The sequence below is a fragment of the Streptomyces sp. MNU89 genome, assembly GCF_020982505.1.
Lineage (GTDB): Bacteria > Actinomycetota > Actinomycetes > Streptomycetales > Streptomycetaceae > Streptomyces > Streptomyces xinghaiensis.
In genome coordinates, this window is the sequence record NZ_JAJKLL010000001.1 from 5,204,501 (window position 1) to 5,221,787 (window position 17,287).

The 17,287-nt window shown below is 72.1% G+C and carries 12 protein-coding genes, 2 tRNA genes and 1 pseudogene; 9 read left to right on the plus strand and 6 right to left on the minus strand.

Translation table 11 applies throughout. The features are described 5' to 3' along the window. Nucleotides 1-23 precede the first annotated feature (23 nt). From E4N63_RS22185 to E4N63_RS22195, 3 genes and pseudogenes are all read left to right on the plus strand, one after another. Entirely contained in the window at nucleotides 24-1,172 is a 1,149-nt protein-coding gene (locus tag E4N63_RS22185; RefSeq protein WP_230241542.1) for a hypothetical protein, read from the plus strand. After that, a pseudogene (gene eccCa, locus E4N63_RS22190) lies at nucleotides 1,169-5,157 on the plus strand (type VII secretion protein EccCa). Before E4N63_RS22185 ends, eccCa begins: the two are co-directional and overlap by 4 nt. A 60-nt stretch (nucleotides 5,158-5,217) precedes the next feature. Next, nucleotides 5,218-6,663, plus strand: coding sequence for a DUF6177 family protein (locus E4N63_RS22195; protein ID WP_230241543.1), 1,446 nt, complete (start codon nucleotides 5,218-5,220; stop codon nucleotides 6,661-6,663). Between the two features lie 113 nt (nucleotides 6,664-6,776). Here the strand turns inward: E4N63_RS22195 and E4N63_RS22200 are convergent, their stop codons facing one another. After that, nucleotides 6,777-7,994, minus strand: coding sequence for an acyltransferase family protein (locus tag E4N63_RS22200; RefSeq protein ID WP_230241544.1), 1,218 nt, complete (start codon nucleotides 7,992-7,994; stop codon nucleotides 6,777-6,779). 423 nt (nucleotides 7,995-8,417) lie between these two features. On the opposite strand from E4N63_RS22200, the gene E4N63_RS22205 reads away from it, so the two are divergent. Beyond that, a complete protein-coding gene (locus tag E4N63_RS22205; protein WP_125621888.1) occupies nucleotides 8,418-8,612 on the plus strand; it encodes a hypothetical protein in 195 nt (64 codons plus the stop codon). 101 nt (nucleotides 8,613-8,713) lie between these two features. Here E4N63_RS22205 and E4N63_RS22210 read toward each other — a convergent pair whose 3' ends face one another. Then, on the minus strand, nucleotides 8,714-9,079 hold the full coding sequence (locus E4N63_RS22210) for an ArsC/Spx/MgsR family protein (RefSeq protein WP_230241545.1): 366 nt from the start codon (nucleotides 9,077-9,079) through the stop codon (nucleotides 8,714-8,716). A gap of 91 nt (nucleotides 9,080-9,170) precedes the next feature. Beyond that, nucleotides 9,171-9,241, minus strand: a tRNA-Gly gene (locus tag E4N63_RS22215). Between the two features lie 138 nt (nucleotides 9,242-9,379). Here E4N63_RS22215 and E4N63_RS22220 point away from each other — a divergent pair. From E4N63_RS22220 to clpX, 5 genes are all read left to right on the plus strand, one after another. Beyond that, nucleotides 9,380-9,456 (plus strand) — tRNA-Pro (locus E4N63_RS22220). Between the two features lie 274 nt (nucleotides 9,457-9,730). Then, nucleotides 9,731-11,170, plus strand: a complete 1,440-nt coding sequence (tig, locus tag E4N63_RS22225; RefSeq protein WP_125621885.1) for a trigger factor — start codon at nucleotides 9,731-9,733, stop codon at nucleotides 11,168-11,170. A gap of 315 nt (nucleotides 11,171-11,485) precedes the next feature. Beyond that, nucleotides 11,486-12,088, plus strand: a complete 603-nt coding sequence (locus tag E4N63_RS22230) for an ATP-dependent Clp protease proteolytic subunit (protein ID WP_078648994.1) — start codon at nucleotides 11,486-11,488, stop codon at nucleotides 12,086-12,088. Between the two features lie 68 nt (nucleotides 12,089-12,156). Further along, nucleotides 12,157-12,831 carry an ATP-dependent Clp protease proteolytic subunit gene (locus tag E4N63_RS22235; RefSeq protein WP_125621883.1) on the plus strand — a complete coding sequence of 225 codons (675 nt, stop codon included), beginning with the start codon at nucleotides 12,157-12,159 and terminating at the stop codon, nucleotides 12,829-12,831. Nucleotides 12,832-13,011: 180 nt separating this feature from the next. Further along, nucleotides 13,012-14,301, plus strand: coding sequence for an ATP-dependent Clp protease ATP-binding subunit ClpX (gene clpX, locus E4N63_RS22240; protein ID WP_125621881.1), 1,290 nt, complete (start codon nucleotides 13,012-13,014; stop codon nucleotides 14,299-14,301). Between the two features lie 89 nt (nucleotides 14,302-14,390). Here clpX and E4N63_RS22245 read toward each other — a convergent pair whose 3' ends face one another. The 3 genes from E4N63_RS22245 to E4N63_RS22255 form a co-directional block, all read right to left on the minus strand. Next, on the minus strand, nucleotides 14,391-15,209 hold the full coding sequence (locus tag E4N63_RS22245) for a hypothetical protein (RefSeq protein WP_125621879.1): 819 nt from the start codon (nucleotides 15,207-15,209) through the stop codon (nucleotides 14,391-14,393). A gap of 111 nt (nucleotides 15,210-15,320) precedes the next feature. Next, nucleotides 15,321-16,256, minus strand: a complete 936-nt coding sequence (locus E4N63_RS22250; RefSeq protein ID WP_230241546.1) for a hypothetical protein — start codon at nucleotides 16,254-16,256, stop codon at nucleotides 15,321-15,323. A 28-nt stretch (nucleotides 16,257-16,284) separates the two neighbouring features. Next, nucleotides 16,285-17,238, minus strand: coding sequence for a hypothetical protein (locus tag E4N63_RS22255; RefSeq protein WP_230241547.1), 954 nt, complete (start codon nucleotides 17,236-17,238; stop codon nucleotides 16,285-16,287). Nucleotides 17,239-17,287: the final 49 nt, after the last annotated feature.

Consider the following 17,287-nt stretch of genomic DNA (forward strand, 5'->3'; position numbering starts at 1 on the left):
AACGCCTCTGAGGGGGGATACGGATGGCCGGGAACGATTGGCAGGGGGACGTCCTCCACCAGCTCAGCGGCGCCGGCGCCGGGCAGGCGCAGCCCGCGGCCGCCGCGGCGGCACCGCCGCAGCAGGGGCGCCAGGCCGGGCCGCCGGAGACCGCCGGACCCGGCGAGCAGCTGCAACCGCAGCCGGAAATGAGCCAGTTCGCGCAGCCCCGTACCGCTCCGGAGCAGACGGCCGCGCCCCGGCCAGCGCCCGTCTCCATCCCCGTGCTCAACCCGGATCTCGCCCGCGCGCAGGGCAAGCCGCGCCACGGCGAGCCGGCCGCTGCCCGGGCCGGCCGCGGACTGCGCAAGCTCGCCGGCTCCTCGGCCGCCGCCGAGGTGGAGGCCGTGACCCGCGTCGCCCAGGACCTCCAGCAGCCGATCACCACCGGGCGGCAGATCGTCGTCACCAGCATCCGCGGCGGCGCCGGCAAGACGACCGTGGCCGCCCTCCTCGGCCGGACGTTCGAGCACTACCGGCACGACCCGGTGCTGCTGGTCGAGGCCGACCCCTCCCTCGGCACCCTGCCGATCCGGACCGGCGCCGAGACCGTCCGCTGGACCTGCGGCGATCTCGCACAGATCATCGACCCGTCCATGCAGCTGACCGACATCACCGGCTATCTGGTGCAGCTCCCCGAGGGCGGCTGGCTGCTCCCCGGCAGCCAGGGCACCGTCGGCGCCCGCCTCGAACTCGCCCAGTACCGCGAGGTGATGGTGGCGCTCCGCCGCTACTTCGGCATCACCGTCGTCGACTGCGAGACGCTGCCCAGCGAGCTGTCCCGCACCGCGCTGGTCGCCGCGCAGGCCCGCGTGCTCGTCGCCCCCGCCTCCCTGGAGGGTGTCACGAGCACCCGCGCGATCCTCGACTGGATGGCGGGCGTCCCGCGGCCCAAGCTGCTGCCGGGCACGGTCGTCGTCCTCACCTCCTCCGCCCCGCACATGACGATGGACGAGGAGGCCGCCGCCGCCCATCTGCGGCTGGACGGCGTCGAGGTGGTGCACCTGCCGTACGACCGGCATCTCGCGGCCGGCGGCGTCATCCGCACCGGGATGCTCGGTGAGAAGACCCGCGCCGCCGCCACCCGGCTCGCCGCCGAACTGCTCAACCGCGCCGTGGGCGGCCGCCGATGACGACCCGGCTGATCCACCGCCCCGCCCGCACCGAACGGCCCGCCGCCGCGCCCCCGCCCGCACCATCGAGGCACCGCCCAACCTGCCCGAGGGCAAGACCGGCAGCGGCGCGATGGCGCTGCTGCCGATGGCCGGCGTGATGAGCTCCGTCGTGATGATGACGGTCGTACGGAACAGCCAGTTCGCCGCCATCGGCGCCGTCGTCCTGGTCGTCGCCGTCATCGGCGGTGTCGGCATGCTGCTGTCGCAGCGCGGCAAGGCCCAGCGTACCCGCCGCCAGCAGCGCGAGCGCTATCTGGAGTACCTGGAGGAGCTGCGCGAGGAGCTGGCCGCCGAGGAGCGCGAACTGCGCGAGACGGCCCGGGTCCTGAACCCGCCGCCCGCCGCGCTCTACGACATCGTGCGCGACCCGTCCCGGCTGTGGGAGCGGCGGCGGCTCGACGCCGACTTCCTCAAGGTGCGCGTCGGCAGCGGCGAGATGCCGCTGCGCCCGCTGACCGTCGGGCAGCAGAGCGGCAGCGTGCTCACCCCGCCCGACCGGTTCATGCTCAACGAGGCCGGGGCGCTCATCAGCCGCTTCGGCACCACCGGCGATCTGCCGCTGACCGTGCCGCTCGACCGCGCGGGCAACGCCAGCGTCATCGGCGACCGCGAGGGTGTGCTGCGGGTCGCCCGCGCGCTGCTCGTGCAGACCGCGGCCACCCACGCCCCCGACGACGTGCACATCGCCCTCGGCTGCCCCGGCGACCGGATGGCCGACTGGGAATGGCTCAAGTGGCTCCCGCACCTGCTCGACGGCGACGAGCGCGACGGCCCGGTCAGCGCCCGCCGCATCGCCCCGGACGTCCACCAGCTCGCCCGGCTCCTCGGCCGCGACCTGCGGCAGCGCGCGAGCTACGCCGCCGAGCTGCGCCGCGGCCTGTCCAACCGGGAAGCCCTCGCCATGGCCGGCCGGCTGCTGGTGGTCAGCGACGAGTACGGCGCCACCGCGCAGGACCTGCCGCGGCCCGATGAGGCCGTCTCGCTGCGCGACATGGGTGTCACGGTGCTCCATCTGCTCTCCGAGCGGGTGCGGGAGCCCGGACAGGTGTCCCTGCGCATCACCGTCGACGGCGACCGGGTCACCGTCGAGGACCTGCGCGGCGAGCAGCCGCTGGTGGCGCACGGCACCGTCGACGACGTCACCACCGCGGGCGCCGAGGGCCTCGCCCGGATGCTGGCCCCGCTGCGCCTGTCGGCCGAATCACTGGTCGACGCGCCGCTGTCCGGACCGGTCGACTTCGCCGACATGCTCGGCATGGAGGACCCGGCCGCCGTCGACATCGGCGCCCTGTGGGCGCCCCGTGGCGAACGCGCGTTCCTGCGGGTGCCGATCGGCATCAACGACTCCCGCGAACCGGTCCTGCTGGACCTCAAGGAATCCGCGGAACTCGGCATGGGCCCGCACGGCCTGTGCGTCGGCGCCACCGGCTCCGGCAAGAGCGAGCTGCTGCGCACCCTCGTCCTCGCCCTCGTCGCCACCCACCCGCCGGAGGACCTGGCGATGGTGCTCGTCGACTACAAGGGCGGCGCCACCTTCGCGCCCTTCGCGGACCTGCCGCACGTCGCCGGCGTCATCACCAACCTGGAGAACCAGGCCGGACTGGTCGAACGCGTGCACGCCAGCCTCGCCGGCGAGGTGCAGCGCCGCCAGCGGGTCCTCAAGGACGCCGGGAACGTCGCCGACATCGCGCACTACGCCGCCCTCCGCGAGACCCGGCCCGACCTCGACCCGCTGCCACACCTGTTCGTCGTCATCGACGAGTTCGGCGAACTCCTCACCGCCAAACCCGACTTCATCGACCTCTTCCTCTCCATCGGCCGCATCGGCCGCTCCATCGGCGTGCATCTGCTGCTCTCCAGCCAGCGCATCGAGGGCGGCAAGCTCAAGGGCCTGGACACCTACCTCTCCTACCGCCTCGGCCTGCGCACCTTCTCCGCCGACGAGAGCCGCACCGTCCTCGACACCACCGACGCCTTCCACCTCCCGCCGCTCCCCGGCTTCGGGTACCTCAAGGTGGACACCTCGGCGTACGAGCGTTTCAAGGCCAGCTACGTCTCCGGCCCCTACACCGGACCGGTGCGCCGGGAGAGCGAGGAGGACACCGGCCCGGCCGTGCTGCCCTACCCCGCCTACAACACCCTCGACCAGCAGCGGTCCAAGGAGAGCGGCTCCGCCTCCGAGCCGTACTCCCGGCACCGCAACCCCGGCCCGACCGTCATGTCCGTCATCGTCGACCAGTTCAAGGCGGCCGCCGCCCCCGTGCGCCGGATCTGGCTGCCGCCGCTGCCCGCCGCGCTGCCGCTCGACGCCGCGGCCGGACCGGTCGAGGCCGGCGGGCAGGGCATGCGGCTCGCGGTGCGGCCCGGGCCGATGAAGGTGCCGCTGGGGCTGCTGGACGACCCGGCCAAGCAGTGGCAGGGCCAGTGGGTGCTCGATCTGACCCTGGCCGGCGGCCATGTGGCCGTCATCGGCGGCCCGCAGTCCGGCAAGACCACCCTGCTGCGCACCCTCGCCCTCTCGCTGGCCATGACCCACACCCCGAAGGACGTGGGCATCTACGGGCTCGACCTGGTCGGCGGCGGCCTCCAGGCGCTCGCCGGGCTGCCGCACGTCGGCGGCATAGCGGGCCGCGCCGACCGCGAGCGCGCCATGCGCACCGTCGAAGAGGTCCGCGGCATGCTCGCCCTGCGCGAGGATCTGTTCCGCGAACAGAACATCGACTCCGTCGACCGGCTGCGCGAACTGCGCGCCGAGGGCAGGCTGCCGCAGCTCCCCTCCACCGACGTCGTCCTGCTCGTCGACGGCTTCGGCGCCCTCCGCGACGACTTCGAGGAACTGGACGACGCCGTGGTCGACCTCCTCAAGCGCGGCGGCGGCTACGGCATCCACGTGGTGGCGGGCATGCTCCGCTGGAACGACGTCCGCATCGCCACCCAGTCCACCTTCGGCACCCGCGTGGAGCTGCGGCTCAACGACCCCGGCGACAGCAGCATCGACCGCAAGCTCGCCGAGACCCTGGCACCGGACGAGCCCGGCCGCGTCCTCACCGACGGCAAGCTCTTCGCCCAGGTGGCGCTGCCCCGGATCGACTCGCTCTCCTCCACCACCGAACTCGGCCCGGCGGTCGAGCAGGCGGCCCGGTCCGTCCGCGCCGCCTGGCCCGGCGACCTGGCACAGCAGGTGCGGGTGCTGCCGCCGCGCGTCCAGCTCTCCTCACTGCCGTCGGTCACCGCGCAGCCGCAGCGGGTCCCGATCGGCCTCGACCAGACCGCGCTGGCGCCCGTCCTGCTCGACCTCTTCGAACGCGACCAGCATCTGCTGGTACTCGGCGACAGCGAGTGCGGCAAGAGCAATCTGCTGCGGCTCGTGGCGAACGGGCTCATGGCGCGCCACGGCGAGGACGACCTCGTCTTCGCCGTCATGGACCCGCGGCGCGGCCTGCGCACGCTCGTGCCCGAGGAGTACCGGGGCGGCTACGCACACAACTCCAAGATCTGCGGGGCGCTCTCGGCGGGCATCGCCAAGGAGCTGGAGAAACGGATGCCGGACGACCTGGCGGACCAGGACGCGCTGGCCGACGGCGCCTGGTACACCGGCCCGCGGATCGTCATCCTCGTGGACGACTACGACATCCTGACCACCGCCGGTCAGCAGCCGCTCCAGCCGTTCCTGCCGTTCATCCCGTCCTCGGCGGACATCGGGCTGCACTTCGTCGTCACCCGCCGCGTCGCCGGGGCCTCCCGCGCCATGTACGACCCGTTCCTCACCACTCTCCGCGAGAGCGGCACCTCGGCCCTCGTGATGACCGGTGACCGCTCCGAGGGGCAGCTCTTCCCGGGCGTCTACGCGGGCGCCCAGCCGCCCGGCCGCGGTCTGCTCGTCCGCCGGGGGGAGCCGAACCGGCTGATCCAGACCGCGCTCGCGGACGGCACCGCGGCATGACCGCGCCCGCCCCGCCCCGCCACCCGGCCGGGGGCCACTCCGCAGACCCGAGGACCCCGTATGACGAAGGACATCATCGCGCTCACCGGGAAGATGCCCGACGCCTGGAGCGTCGTCGCCGGACTGCTCGCGGGCGGGCCCGAGCTGCGGCTCCGCACGGCCGGCGAGGGGGCGGTGCTCCAGCTCTGCGACGAGGGCGGCCGCCCGCTGGTGTCGGTCGAGTCGCCCGTGCTGGTGCAGGTGCCGGGGGAGACGGCCCGGCTGCTGGGCCCGGAGGCCGCGACGGACGGGGACGGTCCCGTCTGGTGGGTCGAGGCCCGGGCCTCCACGGCCGTGCCCGAGGCGGAGCGCCTGGCGGGCGCCTTCGCCGGACGGCTCGCCGGGATGCTCGGCGGCACGGTCTGGCCGCCGGGCGCGGGCGAGGCGGCGGGCGACGGCGAACCGGTGCCCCCGGGCGTCACCGCCGCCCCCGCACCGGTGGCCGCGCAGCCGGCCGTCGACGTCCTGACCGACAAGGTCGCCGTCGTCCTCCAGGACCGGCCCGTGATCGCCATGACCGCATGGCTGTCCGACGCCCGCCGCGCCACGGTGGCCTCCGACCGGGGACTGCAGATCGTCACCCCGCACACCAGCCGGCTGTCGTTCGCGACGCGCTCCGTGCTGTTCGGCCCGCCGTCGCGCTGGGTCGTCCAGGACGGCGAGGGCGGCTACTACGACGGGCTCTCCGGAGCGGTGCTCAGCTGGCGGGACGGCGCCTTCGGCCCGGCGCCGGGCGAGTCCGGCGAGACCCCGGTCGCCGAGATCTTCAAGGACACCGCGCCCACCCGGGAGCGCCAGCTCGCCGTCTCCGTGCGCACGGCACACCCGGCCGACGAGCAACTGGTGCTCGGGGGCGCGCTGGAGGCCGTCTGGCAGACGGCCACGGGCGGCCCGCCGGCCGGCTGGGGCACCGCGGAGCCGGTGAACCTGCCGTGGTCGCGGCGGCGCCTCACCGAACTCGCGCACGAGCGGGCCCCCGAGTCCACCTGGACGGTCGCCGTCGGCACCCCGGAGCGCCCGGCCGTGGCGACGCTGCGCGTCATCCGGACCAAGGAGGGCGTCGAGGAGGACATCACGTTCACCGCCGGCTACGGCGAGGACGAGCAGCCGCCGCTCGACGGCCTCGCCGAGCTCGCGGGCGAACTGGTGTCCCGGCACAACCTGGTCAGCCTGCTCGTCCAGCTGCGCGCCGCCGGCCGGGACCTGAGCGTGCCCGCCCGGCTCCAGGCGCCGCCCGTCCCGGTCGGCTTCGCCCTCGGCGCGGAGGAGATCCGGGAGATCGGCGCGGACCACGCGCGCCGGCCGCCGCTGACCGTGCGCCCGGCGCAGCTCGGAGCCGCCGCCCGGCCGGGTTTCTACTACCCGCTCGGGGACGGCTCCTCGGCGGACGGCTGGACGCATCTGGACATCCTGATGCGGCACCTGCGGCGCACGGCGGCTCCCTCCGCGGAGGGGCCCGGGGCATAGCGGGACGGCACGGGACGGCGCCGCGGCCCCGGGCGGTGAACCCGGGGCCGCGGCGCTGTCCCGTGGGGGCCGTCCGTACGGACGGGGAAGCGGTGGGAGACGGTGGGGGCGCCTCAGCCGCGGGCGGCGGCCCCACCGTCCCCGGTGGTCCGCGCGGGCGCCTTCTCCTCCGCCCGGCCGCGGGCCAGTTCGGCCGCGTCCCGCCGGAACGCCCATTCCATCTTCGGCTCCATGACGAAACGGAACACCCGCTGCACCGGCGTGGTGCACAGCACGGTCACCACCGCCGCGGCGAGGACGGTCAGCACGGCGGCACCCCAGGCGGTGTTCACCCAGGCCGCGTCGTACCAGTCCCAGAAGCGCGAGCCCTTGGCCAGGAAGCCGTGCAGCAGATAGCCGTAGAGCGTGCCGGCGCCGAGAGCGGTGAACCACATCTCGCGCCGCGGCACCCAGGCGTAGAAGCAGGCCGCCAGCACCATGGAGCAGCCGAAGAGCGCGGGCGTCATCACCAGACCGGTCCACCAGGGAGCGGTGAGCTCCTGCACGCTGTCGCGGTGGTAGAACCAGCTCGACGCCATCCGGGGCGCCGCCCAGTAGGCGAAGAGCAGCGCGGCGGCGAACACGGGTACGGAGAGGACCCGCACCTCGCGGCGGCGCACCAGCTGGAAGTGCTCCGGCTTGAGCATCAGGCCGACCACGAAGAACGGCAGGAACTGCAGAACCCGCTGGAGGTCCAGGTCGTCACCGATGTCGGGGGAGACCGAGGCCAGGACGGCGACGGCGAGCGCGAGCGGCACGGGCCAGCGCACGACCTTCCAGAGCGGGGTCGTCAGCCGCCAGACGAAGAGCGCGATCAGGAACCAGGTGAGGTACCAGGGGTCGAGCAGACTGATCGGGTAACCCGGATCGTCGTTCGCGTAGCGCTTGAAGTAGCTGTAGGCCGTCTCGAAGACGATGTACGGCACGGCCACGCCGGTGATGAGCCGCTGCAGCCGGTCGGTCCGCATGTCGAAACTGCGGGAGAAGTAGCCGGAGATGACGATGAAGGCCGGCATGTGGAAGGCGTACACGAACATGTACAGCGCTTCGGCGACGCGGCTGTGGGCCGTCAGCGGCTGCCAGGCGTGGCCGATGGCCACGAGGACGATCGCCAGGTACTTGGCGTTGTCGAAGAACGGATCACGTTTCTTGACGGCGCCGTTTCCGCCCGGGGGAGTGGGGGAACCCCCGGGATGCGGCGTCGTGGAGTCGTGGGACGGGGCGAGAGGGACGCACGGGTCTCCGGGGAGCGGCGTCCGCTGGTGGCCGTGGGGGCGCAGCACGTTCGTCACCGGACCTCCCGCAGAGCCTGGGGAGGGCGGACCGGGACGTCACCGCACGAGGGGGACGGGGCAGCGTGCAACATCTGAGGCACCATAGCGTCGGGGGGCGTTGTCCGTAAAACCTTCCCCCTGCTCTCCTTCGTTGTCGGCTGCTACCCCGTCCGGCGCAGCTCAAGGGCGGTGATCCGCCCGTTTGATGGGTATCGGTCCTTGTCCGTGAACATGACATGGATCACGGGCCGGGGCCGCCGCGGACCCGCTCGTTTGCCCGAGGGGGAGTCGCGGGCATAGGGCTGGCGTGAACAGATGACCGACGAAATGCCAACAGGGGACAACCCCGTCCCGCGTTGGTGGCACGATGGTCCCGGCGTGGGGTGCGGGGCCGCACTTCCGGGGCCGGTGACGTCGTTCCGACCAAGGGTGGGATCAGTTGTGGTCATTTCGCTGTCTGCTGTTGTCGTCCTGCTGATCATCATGATCGTGCTGATGAAGTCCGGGTCGCTCAAGGCCGGACCGGCCCTGGTGGCCGTGCTGTTCGGCTTCTTCCTGGCCTCCTCGGGCATGGCCCCGACCATCCAGAGACTGCTGGACTCGCTGGCGGACACGCTCAACCAGCTCAGCTTCTGACCGGCGCACCGCAGCGGCGGGACCGCGGGCCGCCCGCACGGGGCGCCCTGCGGCGCGTACCGGCCCCGCCCGCTTCCGCCCGCTTCCGCGCCCGCGCGTCCTCAGTGCCCGCGCGCGATGGTGTCCCGGACGGTGGCCTCGTCACGGGCGACCGCGGCGCTGCCGTCGTCGGCGGTGATGATCGGGCGCTGGATCAGCCGCGGATGCGCGGCCAGGGCCCCGATCCAGCGCTCCCGTTCGGCCGGCTCCTTCGGCCAGGCACCGATCCCCAGCTCCTCGGCCTGCGGCTCCTGGGTGCGGGTGATGTCCCAGGGCTCCAGGCCGAGCCGGTCCAGTACGGCACGCAGCTCGTCGGTGTCCGGCGGGTCCTCCAGATAGCGGCGGACCGTGTAATCGGCGCCGGCCTCGTCGAGAAGCCGTACGGCGGAGCGGCACTTGGAGCACGCGGGGTTGACCCAGATTTCCATGCCGCCACCCTAAAGCGGGCGCTGCCACCCCGATAACGCCACCGGGGCCGGGCCGGAGGAAAGATCCTCCGGCCCGGCCCCGGTGTCCGTGAGCGGGCGACGGGAATCGAACCCGCGTAGCCAGTTTGGAAGACTGGGGCTCTACCATTGAGCTACGCCCGCGTGCGCCCCGGAAGCGAGGCCGCCGCGGCACGATGTGCATCGTAGCGGGTCCCGGCGGCCGCTCGCACACCCGTAACCGGCCGCCCCGATACGCGCCCCCGCCGCACCTGCGGGCATGTACCCTACGTCTCGCACCAGCGGGGTGTGGCGCAGCTTGGTAGCGCGTCCGCTTTGGGAGCGGAAGGCCGTCGGTTCGAATCCGGCCACCCCGACCACCACCACCGCCGTCCCCCGCCTCGGGTGCGAGGCCCGCGGCTCCGGCACGGCCGCGTCACCCGGAGCCGCCGTCAACGGAAGCGGCCGGGGGAGGTCCGCTCCCGTTAGGGGCCGGATACCGCTTGCGGTTACTATGCAAGCTGCGTGCCCGTGTCCGTCTGTGTCGATCATCCAACGTCGGTCCACCCAGTCGATCACCGCATGGGGCGCCATCGGCAGAGAGCCGAAATCCCTCTGCAGAATCCCAGAAGTCAGCCCCAAGGAGACCCAACCGTGAAGAGCGCCGTGGAGACCCTGAACCCGACCCGGGTTCGGCTCACTGTCGAGGTGCCCTTCGAGGAGCTCAAGCCCAGCCTCGACGCGGCGTACAAGAAGATCAACCAGCAGGTCACGGTGCCGGGCTTCCGCAAGGGGAAGATCCCCGCCCGGGTGATCGACCAGCGGTTCGGCCGCGGCGCGGTGCTGGAGGAGGCCGTCAACGACGCGCTGCCGAAGTTCTACACCGACGCGGTGAACGAGGGCGACCTCAACCCGCTCGGCCAGCCCGAGGTCGACATCACCGAGCTCAAGGACGGCGAGGTCCTGGCCTTCACCGCCGAGGTGGACATCCGCCCGGCGCTGGAGATCCCGGACTACTCCGGTATCGAGGTCACCGTCGACGCCGTCGAGGTCACCGACGAGGACGTGGACAAGGCGGTCGAGCAGCTCCGTGACCGCTTCGCCTCCACCACCCCGGTCGAGCGCGCCGCCGCCGAGGGCGATGTCGTGACGATCGACCTGGAGGCCAGGGTCGGCGGCGAGATCCTGGAGGACGGCGTCGCCCAGGGCGTCAGCTACACCATCGGGTCCGGCGAACTGCTCGACGGCATCGACGAGGCCGTCACCGGCCTGGAGGCCGGCGGCAGCGCCACCTTCACCTCCGAGCTCAAGGGCGGCTCCGCCCAGGGCAAGGAGGCCGAGGTCAAGGTCGACGTCACCGCCGTCGCCGCCCGCGAACTGCCCGAGCTGGACGACGACTTCGCCCAGCTGGCCAGCGAGTTCGACACCCTTGAGGAACTGCGCGCGGACAGCCGCAAGCGCCTGGAGCAGTCGAAGGTGTACGAGCAGGCCACCCAGGCGCAGGAGAAGGTGCTCGACGCCCTCCTGGAGCTGGTCGAGGTCCCGATCCCCGAGAAGCTCCTCGAGGACGAGGTCAACACGCGCAAGCACAACCTGGAGCACCACCAGCTCGGCCAGATGGGCATGGACCTGGACGGCTACCTCAAGGTCCAGGGCAAGACCGCCGAGGAGTTCGACGCCGAGCTGCGCGAGCAGGCGGAGAAGGGCATCCGCACCCAGTTCGTCCTCGACGAGCTGGTCAACAAGGAGAAGCTCTCCGTCGGCCAGGAGGAGCTCACCGAGCACCTCATGCGCCGCGCCCAGTCCTCCGGCATGAGCCCCGACCAGTTCGCCCAGGCCGTCGTCGAAGGTGGCCAGGTGCCGATGCTCGTCGGCGAGGTGGCCCGCGGCAAGGCGCTCGCCGTGGTCGTCGAGGCCGCCACGGTCAAGGACACCAACGGCGAGGTCGTCGACCTGGAGGACGAGGAGGAGGACGGCACCGCCGAGACGGCCGGGGCAGCCTCCGAGGAGTCGGCCCCCGAGTCCGGTGACACCGCCGCCGAGGGCCAGGAAGCGGCCGAGAAGGCCGCGAAGACCGGCGAGACCGGCGCCTGAGCCTCTCCGCGCCACGGCGCGGAACCAGCGGGACCGCTTGCGGCAGGCCCGGACGCGCAACCGCGTCCGGGCCTGCCGCGTCCCGCCGTGCCCCGTCCGGCCGCCCGCGCCGCCGGGCCTGCGCTCACAGCGAACAGTTGACAATGCGGGATGGCGCCCGCCGACCAGCGCGTTAGGGTCCGTAGATACGGGGGCAGGGGAGTCTCCGGAAGGCGCCGGGAGCGCCCCGGCCACCACCCGGATCCCCGGCCCGAATGACACGCTGAGACGGCCCGTCGCCGTCCGACTAGAGCAGGTGGACACGTGACGATCCCGATGCCCTCCGCCGCCGCTGAGCCCAATTTCGGCGGTCTCGGCGACCAGGTCTACAACCGGCTGCTCAATGAGCGGATCATCTTCCTCGGCCAGCCCGTGGACGATGACATCGCCAACAAGATCACGGCGCAGCTGCTGCTCCTGGCCGCCGACCCGGACAAGGACATCTACCTCTACATCAACAGTCCCGGCGGCTCGGTGACGGCCGGCATGGCGATCTACGACACCATGCAGTACATCAAGAACGACATCGTGACCATCGGCATGGGCCTGGCCGCCTCCATGGGCCAGTTCCTGCTGAGCGCGGGGACCCGCGGCAAGCGCTTCGCGCTGCCGAACTGCGAGATCCTGATCCACCAGCCGTCCGCGGGCCTGGGCGGTTCCGCCTCGGACATCAAGATCCACGCGGAGCGGCTGCTGCGCAACAAGCGCACGCTGGCGGAGCTCACGGCCTTCCACACCGGCCAGACCGTCGAGCAGATCACCCACGACTCCGACCGCGACCGCTGGTTCACGGCCCATGAGGCCAAGGACTACGGCCTGATCGATGACGTCATGCCCTCCGCCACCGGCGTTCCGGGCGGGGGCGGCACCGGGGCCTGAGCCCTGTCGGCGGCCCCGAGTCCAGACCCCTCAGCCCACAGATCGCCACCAGGACGGTGAACAGTCATATGAACAATCTCTCCGGCAGCGGCCTCCCCGAGGGTCTGCGCGCTCAGTACACCGGCCCCCAGGCCGAGTCCCGTTACATCGTGCCGCGCTTCGTCGAGCGCACCTCCCAGGGCGTGCGTGAGTACGACCCGTACGCGAAGCTCTTCGAGGAGCGCGTGATCTTCCTCGGGGTGCAGATCGACGACGCCTCGGCGAACGACGTCATGGCCCAGCTGCTCTGCCTGGAGTCCATGGACCCGGACCGGGACATCTCGATCTACATCAACAGCCCCGGTGGCTCGTTCACCGCGCTGACCGCGATCTACGACACGATGCAGTTCGTGAAGCCGGACGTCCAGACGGTGTGCATGGGCCAGGCGGCCTCCGCCGCGGCCGTGCTGCTCGCCGCCGGCACCCCGGGCAAGCGCATGGCCCTCCCCAACGCCCGGGTCCTCATCCACCAGCCGTACAGTGAGATCGGGCGCGGTCAGGTCTCCGACCTGGAGATCGCGGCGAACGAGGTCATCCGGACCCGCTCGATGCTGGAGGAGCTGCTCGCCAAGCACTCCACCACGCCGATCGAGCAGATCAAGGACGACATCGAGCGCGACAAGATCCTCAACGCGGACGAGTCCCTGGCGTACGGTCTGATCGACCAGATCGTTTCGACCCGGAAGAGTTCCGTTTCCATGTAAGTGCGGTATCCCCCTTGGGCCGAGTCGGTCCAAGGGGGGCCCGGACCGGGGGCCCGGCAAGGTACCGTCGGGAGGGGGCGGCGGACCGTGACGACCGACCGCGTCGCGGACTCCGGACAACCCAGACAGGCACCAGGGTCCGATGATCAGGGCGGATCCCAGGCGAAGGGGAAGCACCTCGTGGCACGTATCGGTGACGGCGGCGATCTGCTCAAGTGCTCATTCTGCGGAAAGAGCCAGAAGCAGGTGAAGAAGCTCATCGCAGGCCCGGGTGTCTACATCTGCGACGAGTGCATCGACCTCTGCAACGAGATCATCGAGGAGGAACTCGCGGAGACCTCCGAGGTCCGCTGGGAGGAACTGCCCAAGCCCCGGGAGATCTCCGAGTTCCTGGAAGGGTACGTCGTCGGGCAGGAGGCCGCGAAGAAGGCCCTGTCCGTCGCCGTCTACAACCACTACAAGCGGGTCCAGGCCGGCGAGAACAGCAGCCGCGACAGCCGGGACGACGGTATCGAACTGGCCAAGTCCAACATCCTGTTGCTCGGCCCGACCGGTTCCGGCAAGACCCTGCTCGCGCAGACCCTGGCGCGGATGCTCAACGTCCCGTTCGCCATCGCGGACGCCACCGCGCTGACGGAGGCCGGCTATGTCGGCGAGGACGTCGAGAACATCCTGCTGAAGCTGATCCAGGCGGCCGACTACGACGTCAAGAAGGCCGAGACCGGGATCATCTACATCGACGAAATCGACAAGGTCGCGCGGAAGAGCGAGAACCCGTCGATCACCCGCGACGTCTCCGGCGAGGGCGTGCAGCAGGCCCTGCTGAAGATCCTGGAGGGCACCACCGCCTCGGTGCCGCCGCAGGGCGGACGGAAGCACCCGCACCAGGAGTTCATCCAGATCGACACCACGAACGTGCTGTTCATCGTGGGCGGTGCCTTCGCCGGTCTGGAGAAGATCATCGAGTCCCGGGCCGGCGCCAAGGGCATCGGCTTCGGCGCGACCATCCGCTCCAAGCGGGAGATCGAGGCGAGCGACCAGTTCCAGGAGGTCATGCCGGAGGACCTGGTGAAGTTCGGCATGATCCCCGAGTTCATCGGGCGGCTTCCGGTCATCACCTCCGTGCACAACCTCGACCGCGAGGCGCTGCTGCAGATCCTGGTGGAGCCGCGCAACGCGCTCGTCAAGCAGTACCAGCGGCTCTTCGAACTGGACAACGTCGAGCTGGACTTCGACCGCCCCGCCCTGGAGGCCATCGCCGACCAGGCGATCCTGCGCGGCACCGGGGCGCGGGGCCTGCGCGCCATCATGGAGGAGGTGCTGATGTCGGTCATGTACGAGGTGCCGTCCCGCAAGGACGTCGCCCGCGTCGTCATCACCGCCGATGTCGTGCACTCCAATGTGAACCCGACGCTCGTGCCGCGCACCCGCGGCGGCGAGCCGGGGGAGCGGCACGAGAAGAGCGCCTGAGCCTCACGCGCGCCGTACGGACAACGCCGAAGGGGCGGACCGCAGTTCACCGGTCCGCCCCTTTGTCGTCCGCGAGCCCCGCCCGGCCCCTACTTCGGCTTGACGGTCTCCTGCTTGACCTGCCCGACCGTCTCGGAGAACTCCTTGAGGTCCACGGAGTCCTCGGAGGTGTAGTCGGCGGAGACGACGGCGACCACGGCCATGGTCGAGTTGTCCGCCCAGGCGCAGGCGGGCATATACATGTTCGCCAGGCCCTGGCCGGCCTTCACCAGCTGGCAGCTGAGGGTGTCGCCGTTGATCTCGTAGTCCGTCTGCTCCTGGACGACCTGGGAACCCGGCTGGCCCTGCACCATACCGTCCAGCGCGTCCTTGCGCATGTCCTCCGGGTCGGAGTCGATGTCGCCCCAGGCGCCGGAGAGGATCAGCGCACCCTTCTCGATGCTGCCGCCCTTCAGATACTGGGCGACCACCGCGGTGCCGTCGGACGGCAGTTCGTCCTGGAGTATGTTGCGCTGCTGCTCCAGCTGCGCGCTGTCCTCGGCGCGTTCGTAGTCGCCGCCGAGCAGGGACTGCGGTGTGGTGAGCTTCTCGGTGCCCTCCGGACCGCCGAGGAGCGCCGCGACCCCGAGCCCCACCACGGTCAGCACCGCCAGCGAACCGGCGACGATCCCGATGACGGCGCCCTTGCCGAGCCCGCGCGACGGGGGCGGCGGCGGGGTCTGCGGCCAGGGCTGCCCCGCGGGGCCGCCCTGCGGCGGGTAGCCGTAGCCCGGCTGGCCCTGCGGCGGCACATGCGGCTGCCCCTGCGGCGGGTAGCCGTAACCCGGCTGCTGCGGGGCGCCGTACGGGTTGGGAGGCTGTCCGCCGCCGTACGGACCGGGCGACGGCGGAGGCTGGTTGTGGCTCATGAGGTCCCCCCTCGGGACGCGCTCTGCTGGTGGTTCCCGCTTCCGGTGCTCTGCTGTACCGGAAGCCGTGGGTGTTCGGGGTGTCCGTCGCGCGGTGCGCGCCGGCCGGGGCTACTTCTCGACCCGGGCTTCCTCCCGGGCCGTGCTCGTCATCTCCGCGACCTCGTCGGTGGACTTGAGCTCGCTGGACTCGTCCATCGACGTGATCTGGAACTGGACCACGCCCAGCGCGCTGGTGTCGCCCCAGGCGCAGAAGGTCGCCCCGGAGGTGACCTCGGCGGCGCCCGAACCGGCCGTCGCCTTCTGGGTCTTGCACTTCATGACGGTTCCGTCGAATCCGTCCGGAGAGTATTCGCGGACCGGGGTGACCTCCTCGATCCGCACGGTCCGGGACACCGCCTTCTGGTTCTTCTCCATCTGCGCGAAGAGGCTGTCGACGGCCGCCTCGGGGTCGTCGATCTCGCCGTAGAGGCCGGCCACGACGACGTTGTCCGAGGCGGCGTTGGCGTAACTGCCGGAGACGGAGGTGCCGTTCCTGACGCCCAGCTTCTCGGCCTCCTTCTGGCCGGCCAGCCCCCCGCCCCGCGTGTCGCTGCCCGCGGCCTTGGTGTACTCGCCGCCGATCAGCTTCTTCGGCAGCTTCAAGGTGTACGGGGCCGTGTCACCGCCGCCGTCCGCGCCGCCACCGGTGAAGAGGACGACACCGCCCACGACCGCGGCCACGGCCGCCGCGGCGCCGAAGACGAGGCCGGTCCGCCTGCCCCGTCCGCCGCCCGGCGGGGGCGGCGGCACCTGGCCGTACGGCTGCGGCTGTCCGCCGTGGGCTCCCGGCTGACCGTAGGGCCCCGGCGCCTGCGGACCGCCCGGCTGCCCGTAGGTCCGGCCGCCGTACGGGCCGGTCTGCTCCGGTGGCACCGCGCCGGGCGGCGGGTGGCCGTAGCCCGGCTGCCCCGCGGGCGGCTGCTGCGGGTGACCGTACCCCGGTCCGCCCTGCGGCGGCTGCTGCGGCGGCGGGCCGCCGTACGGACCCGGCTGATGGTGGCTCATGCGCGGACTGTCCTCTCCCCGGGGCGGGTCACTTGTCGAGCTTGACCCGGGCGTCTGCGCGCACCTTGGCCGCGGTCTCCGCGACGGCGCCGAGGTCCGCCTTGCCCGCGAGCACGGCCAGCGGATCGATGACCATGACGCCGCCGACCGTGCTGGAGTCGGCCCAGATGCACACGGGGAGCTCGGCCTCCTTCACGGGAGCGTTCGGATCGTCGTTGGTCGTCTTGAACTTCTGGCACTTCATGACGGCGCTGCCCAGGCCGTCGGGCTCGGCCTCCTCGGGGCTGCCGAGAACCTCGACGGTCCCCTCGTCCTCGGCCATCGTCCGCAGGACGGTGAACATGGCGTCGATGACCTGTTCGGGGTTGTCGACCGTGCCCCAGACGCCGGTGAACAGCATCTGCTTCTTGGAGGCCGTCGCGTACTCGGCCTGGACCGGACGCGGGTCCTTGACGCCGGGAAGCTGGTCGAGCGATTCCCGGTCCTTGCCGGAGACGCCGGAGTCGTTCCTGCCCTCGCCCTTGCGTTCGTACTCCCCGGCGACGGTCTGCGGGGTCGTCAGCTTGTGCGGGCCGTCGTCGCCGGAACCGCCGGTGAAGAAGACGACACCGGCGACGATCGCGGCCACGGCCACCGCGGCGCCGATGACGAGGCCGGTCCGCTTGCCCCGTCCGCCGCCCGGCGGGGGCGGCGGCACCTGGCCGTACGGCTGCGGCTGTCCGTAGGGCGGCTGCGGGCCGCCGGGCTGCCGACCGTACGGGCCGGGCGCGCCGCCGTACGGGCCGGGCTGCGGCGGCTGACCGTACGGGCCGGGCTGCGGGCCGCCCTGCTGCGGATACCCGTAACCCTGCGGGGGCACCTGGCCCGGGGCCTGCGGCGGGTGGCCGGGACCCGGAGCTCCGGCCGCACCGCCCGGGCCGTACGGGCCGGGCGTGCCGCCCCCGTACCGGCCCGGCTGCGGTGGCGGCTGGTGGTGACTCATGGATCCCCCTCGGTGCACAGAACAGTTGGGCTCATCCTCCCCGACGACT

Excerpts from the sequence above, each read along its gene's own strand:
- E4N63_RS22185 (WP_230241542.1), top strand. The coding sequence starts at position 24 with ATGGCCGGGAACGATTGGCAGGGGGACGTCCTCCACCAGCTCAGCGGC.
- E4N63_RS22195 (WP_230241543.1), top strand. The coding sequence starts at position 5,218 with ATGACGAAGGACATCATCGCGCTCACCGGGAAGATGCCCGACGCCTGG.
- E4N63_RS22210 (WP_230241545.1), bottom strand. The coding sequence starts at position 9,079 with ATGGAAATCTGGGTCAACCCCGCGTGCTCCAAGTGCCGCTCCGCCGTA.
- E4N63_RS22230 (WP_078648994.1), top strand. The coding sequence starts at position 11,486 with ATGCCCTCCGCCGCCGCTGAGCCCAATTTCGGCGGTCTCGGCGACCAG.
- E4N63_RS22235 (WP_125621883.1), top strand. The coding sequence starts at position 12,157 with ATGAACAATCTCTCCGGCAGCGGCCTCCCCGAGGGTCTGCGCGCTCAG.
- E4N63_RS22245 (WP_125621879.1), bottom strand. The coding sequence starts at position 15,209 with ATGAGCCACAACCAGCCTCCGCCGTCGCCCGGTCCGTACGGCGGCGGA.
- E4N63_RS22250 (WP_230241546.1), bottom strand. The coding sequence starts at position 16,256 with ATGAGCCACCATCAGCCGGGTCCGTACGGCGGCCCGCCGCCGCAGCAG.
- E4N63_RS22255 (WP_230241547.1), bottom strand. The coding sequence starts at position 17,238 with ATGAGTCACCACCAGCCGCCACCGCAGCCGGGCCGGTACGGGGGCGGC.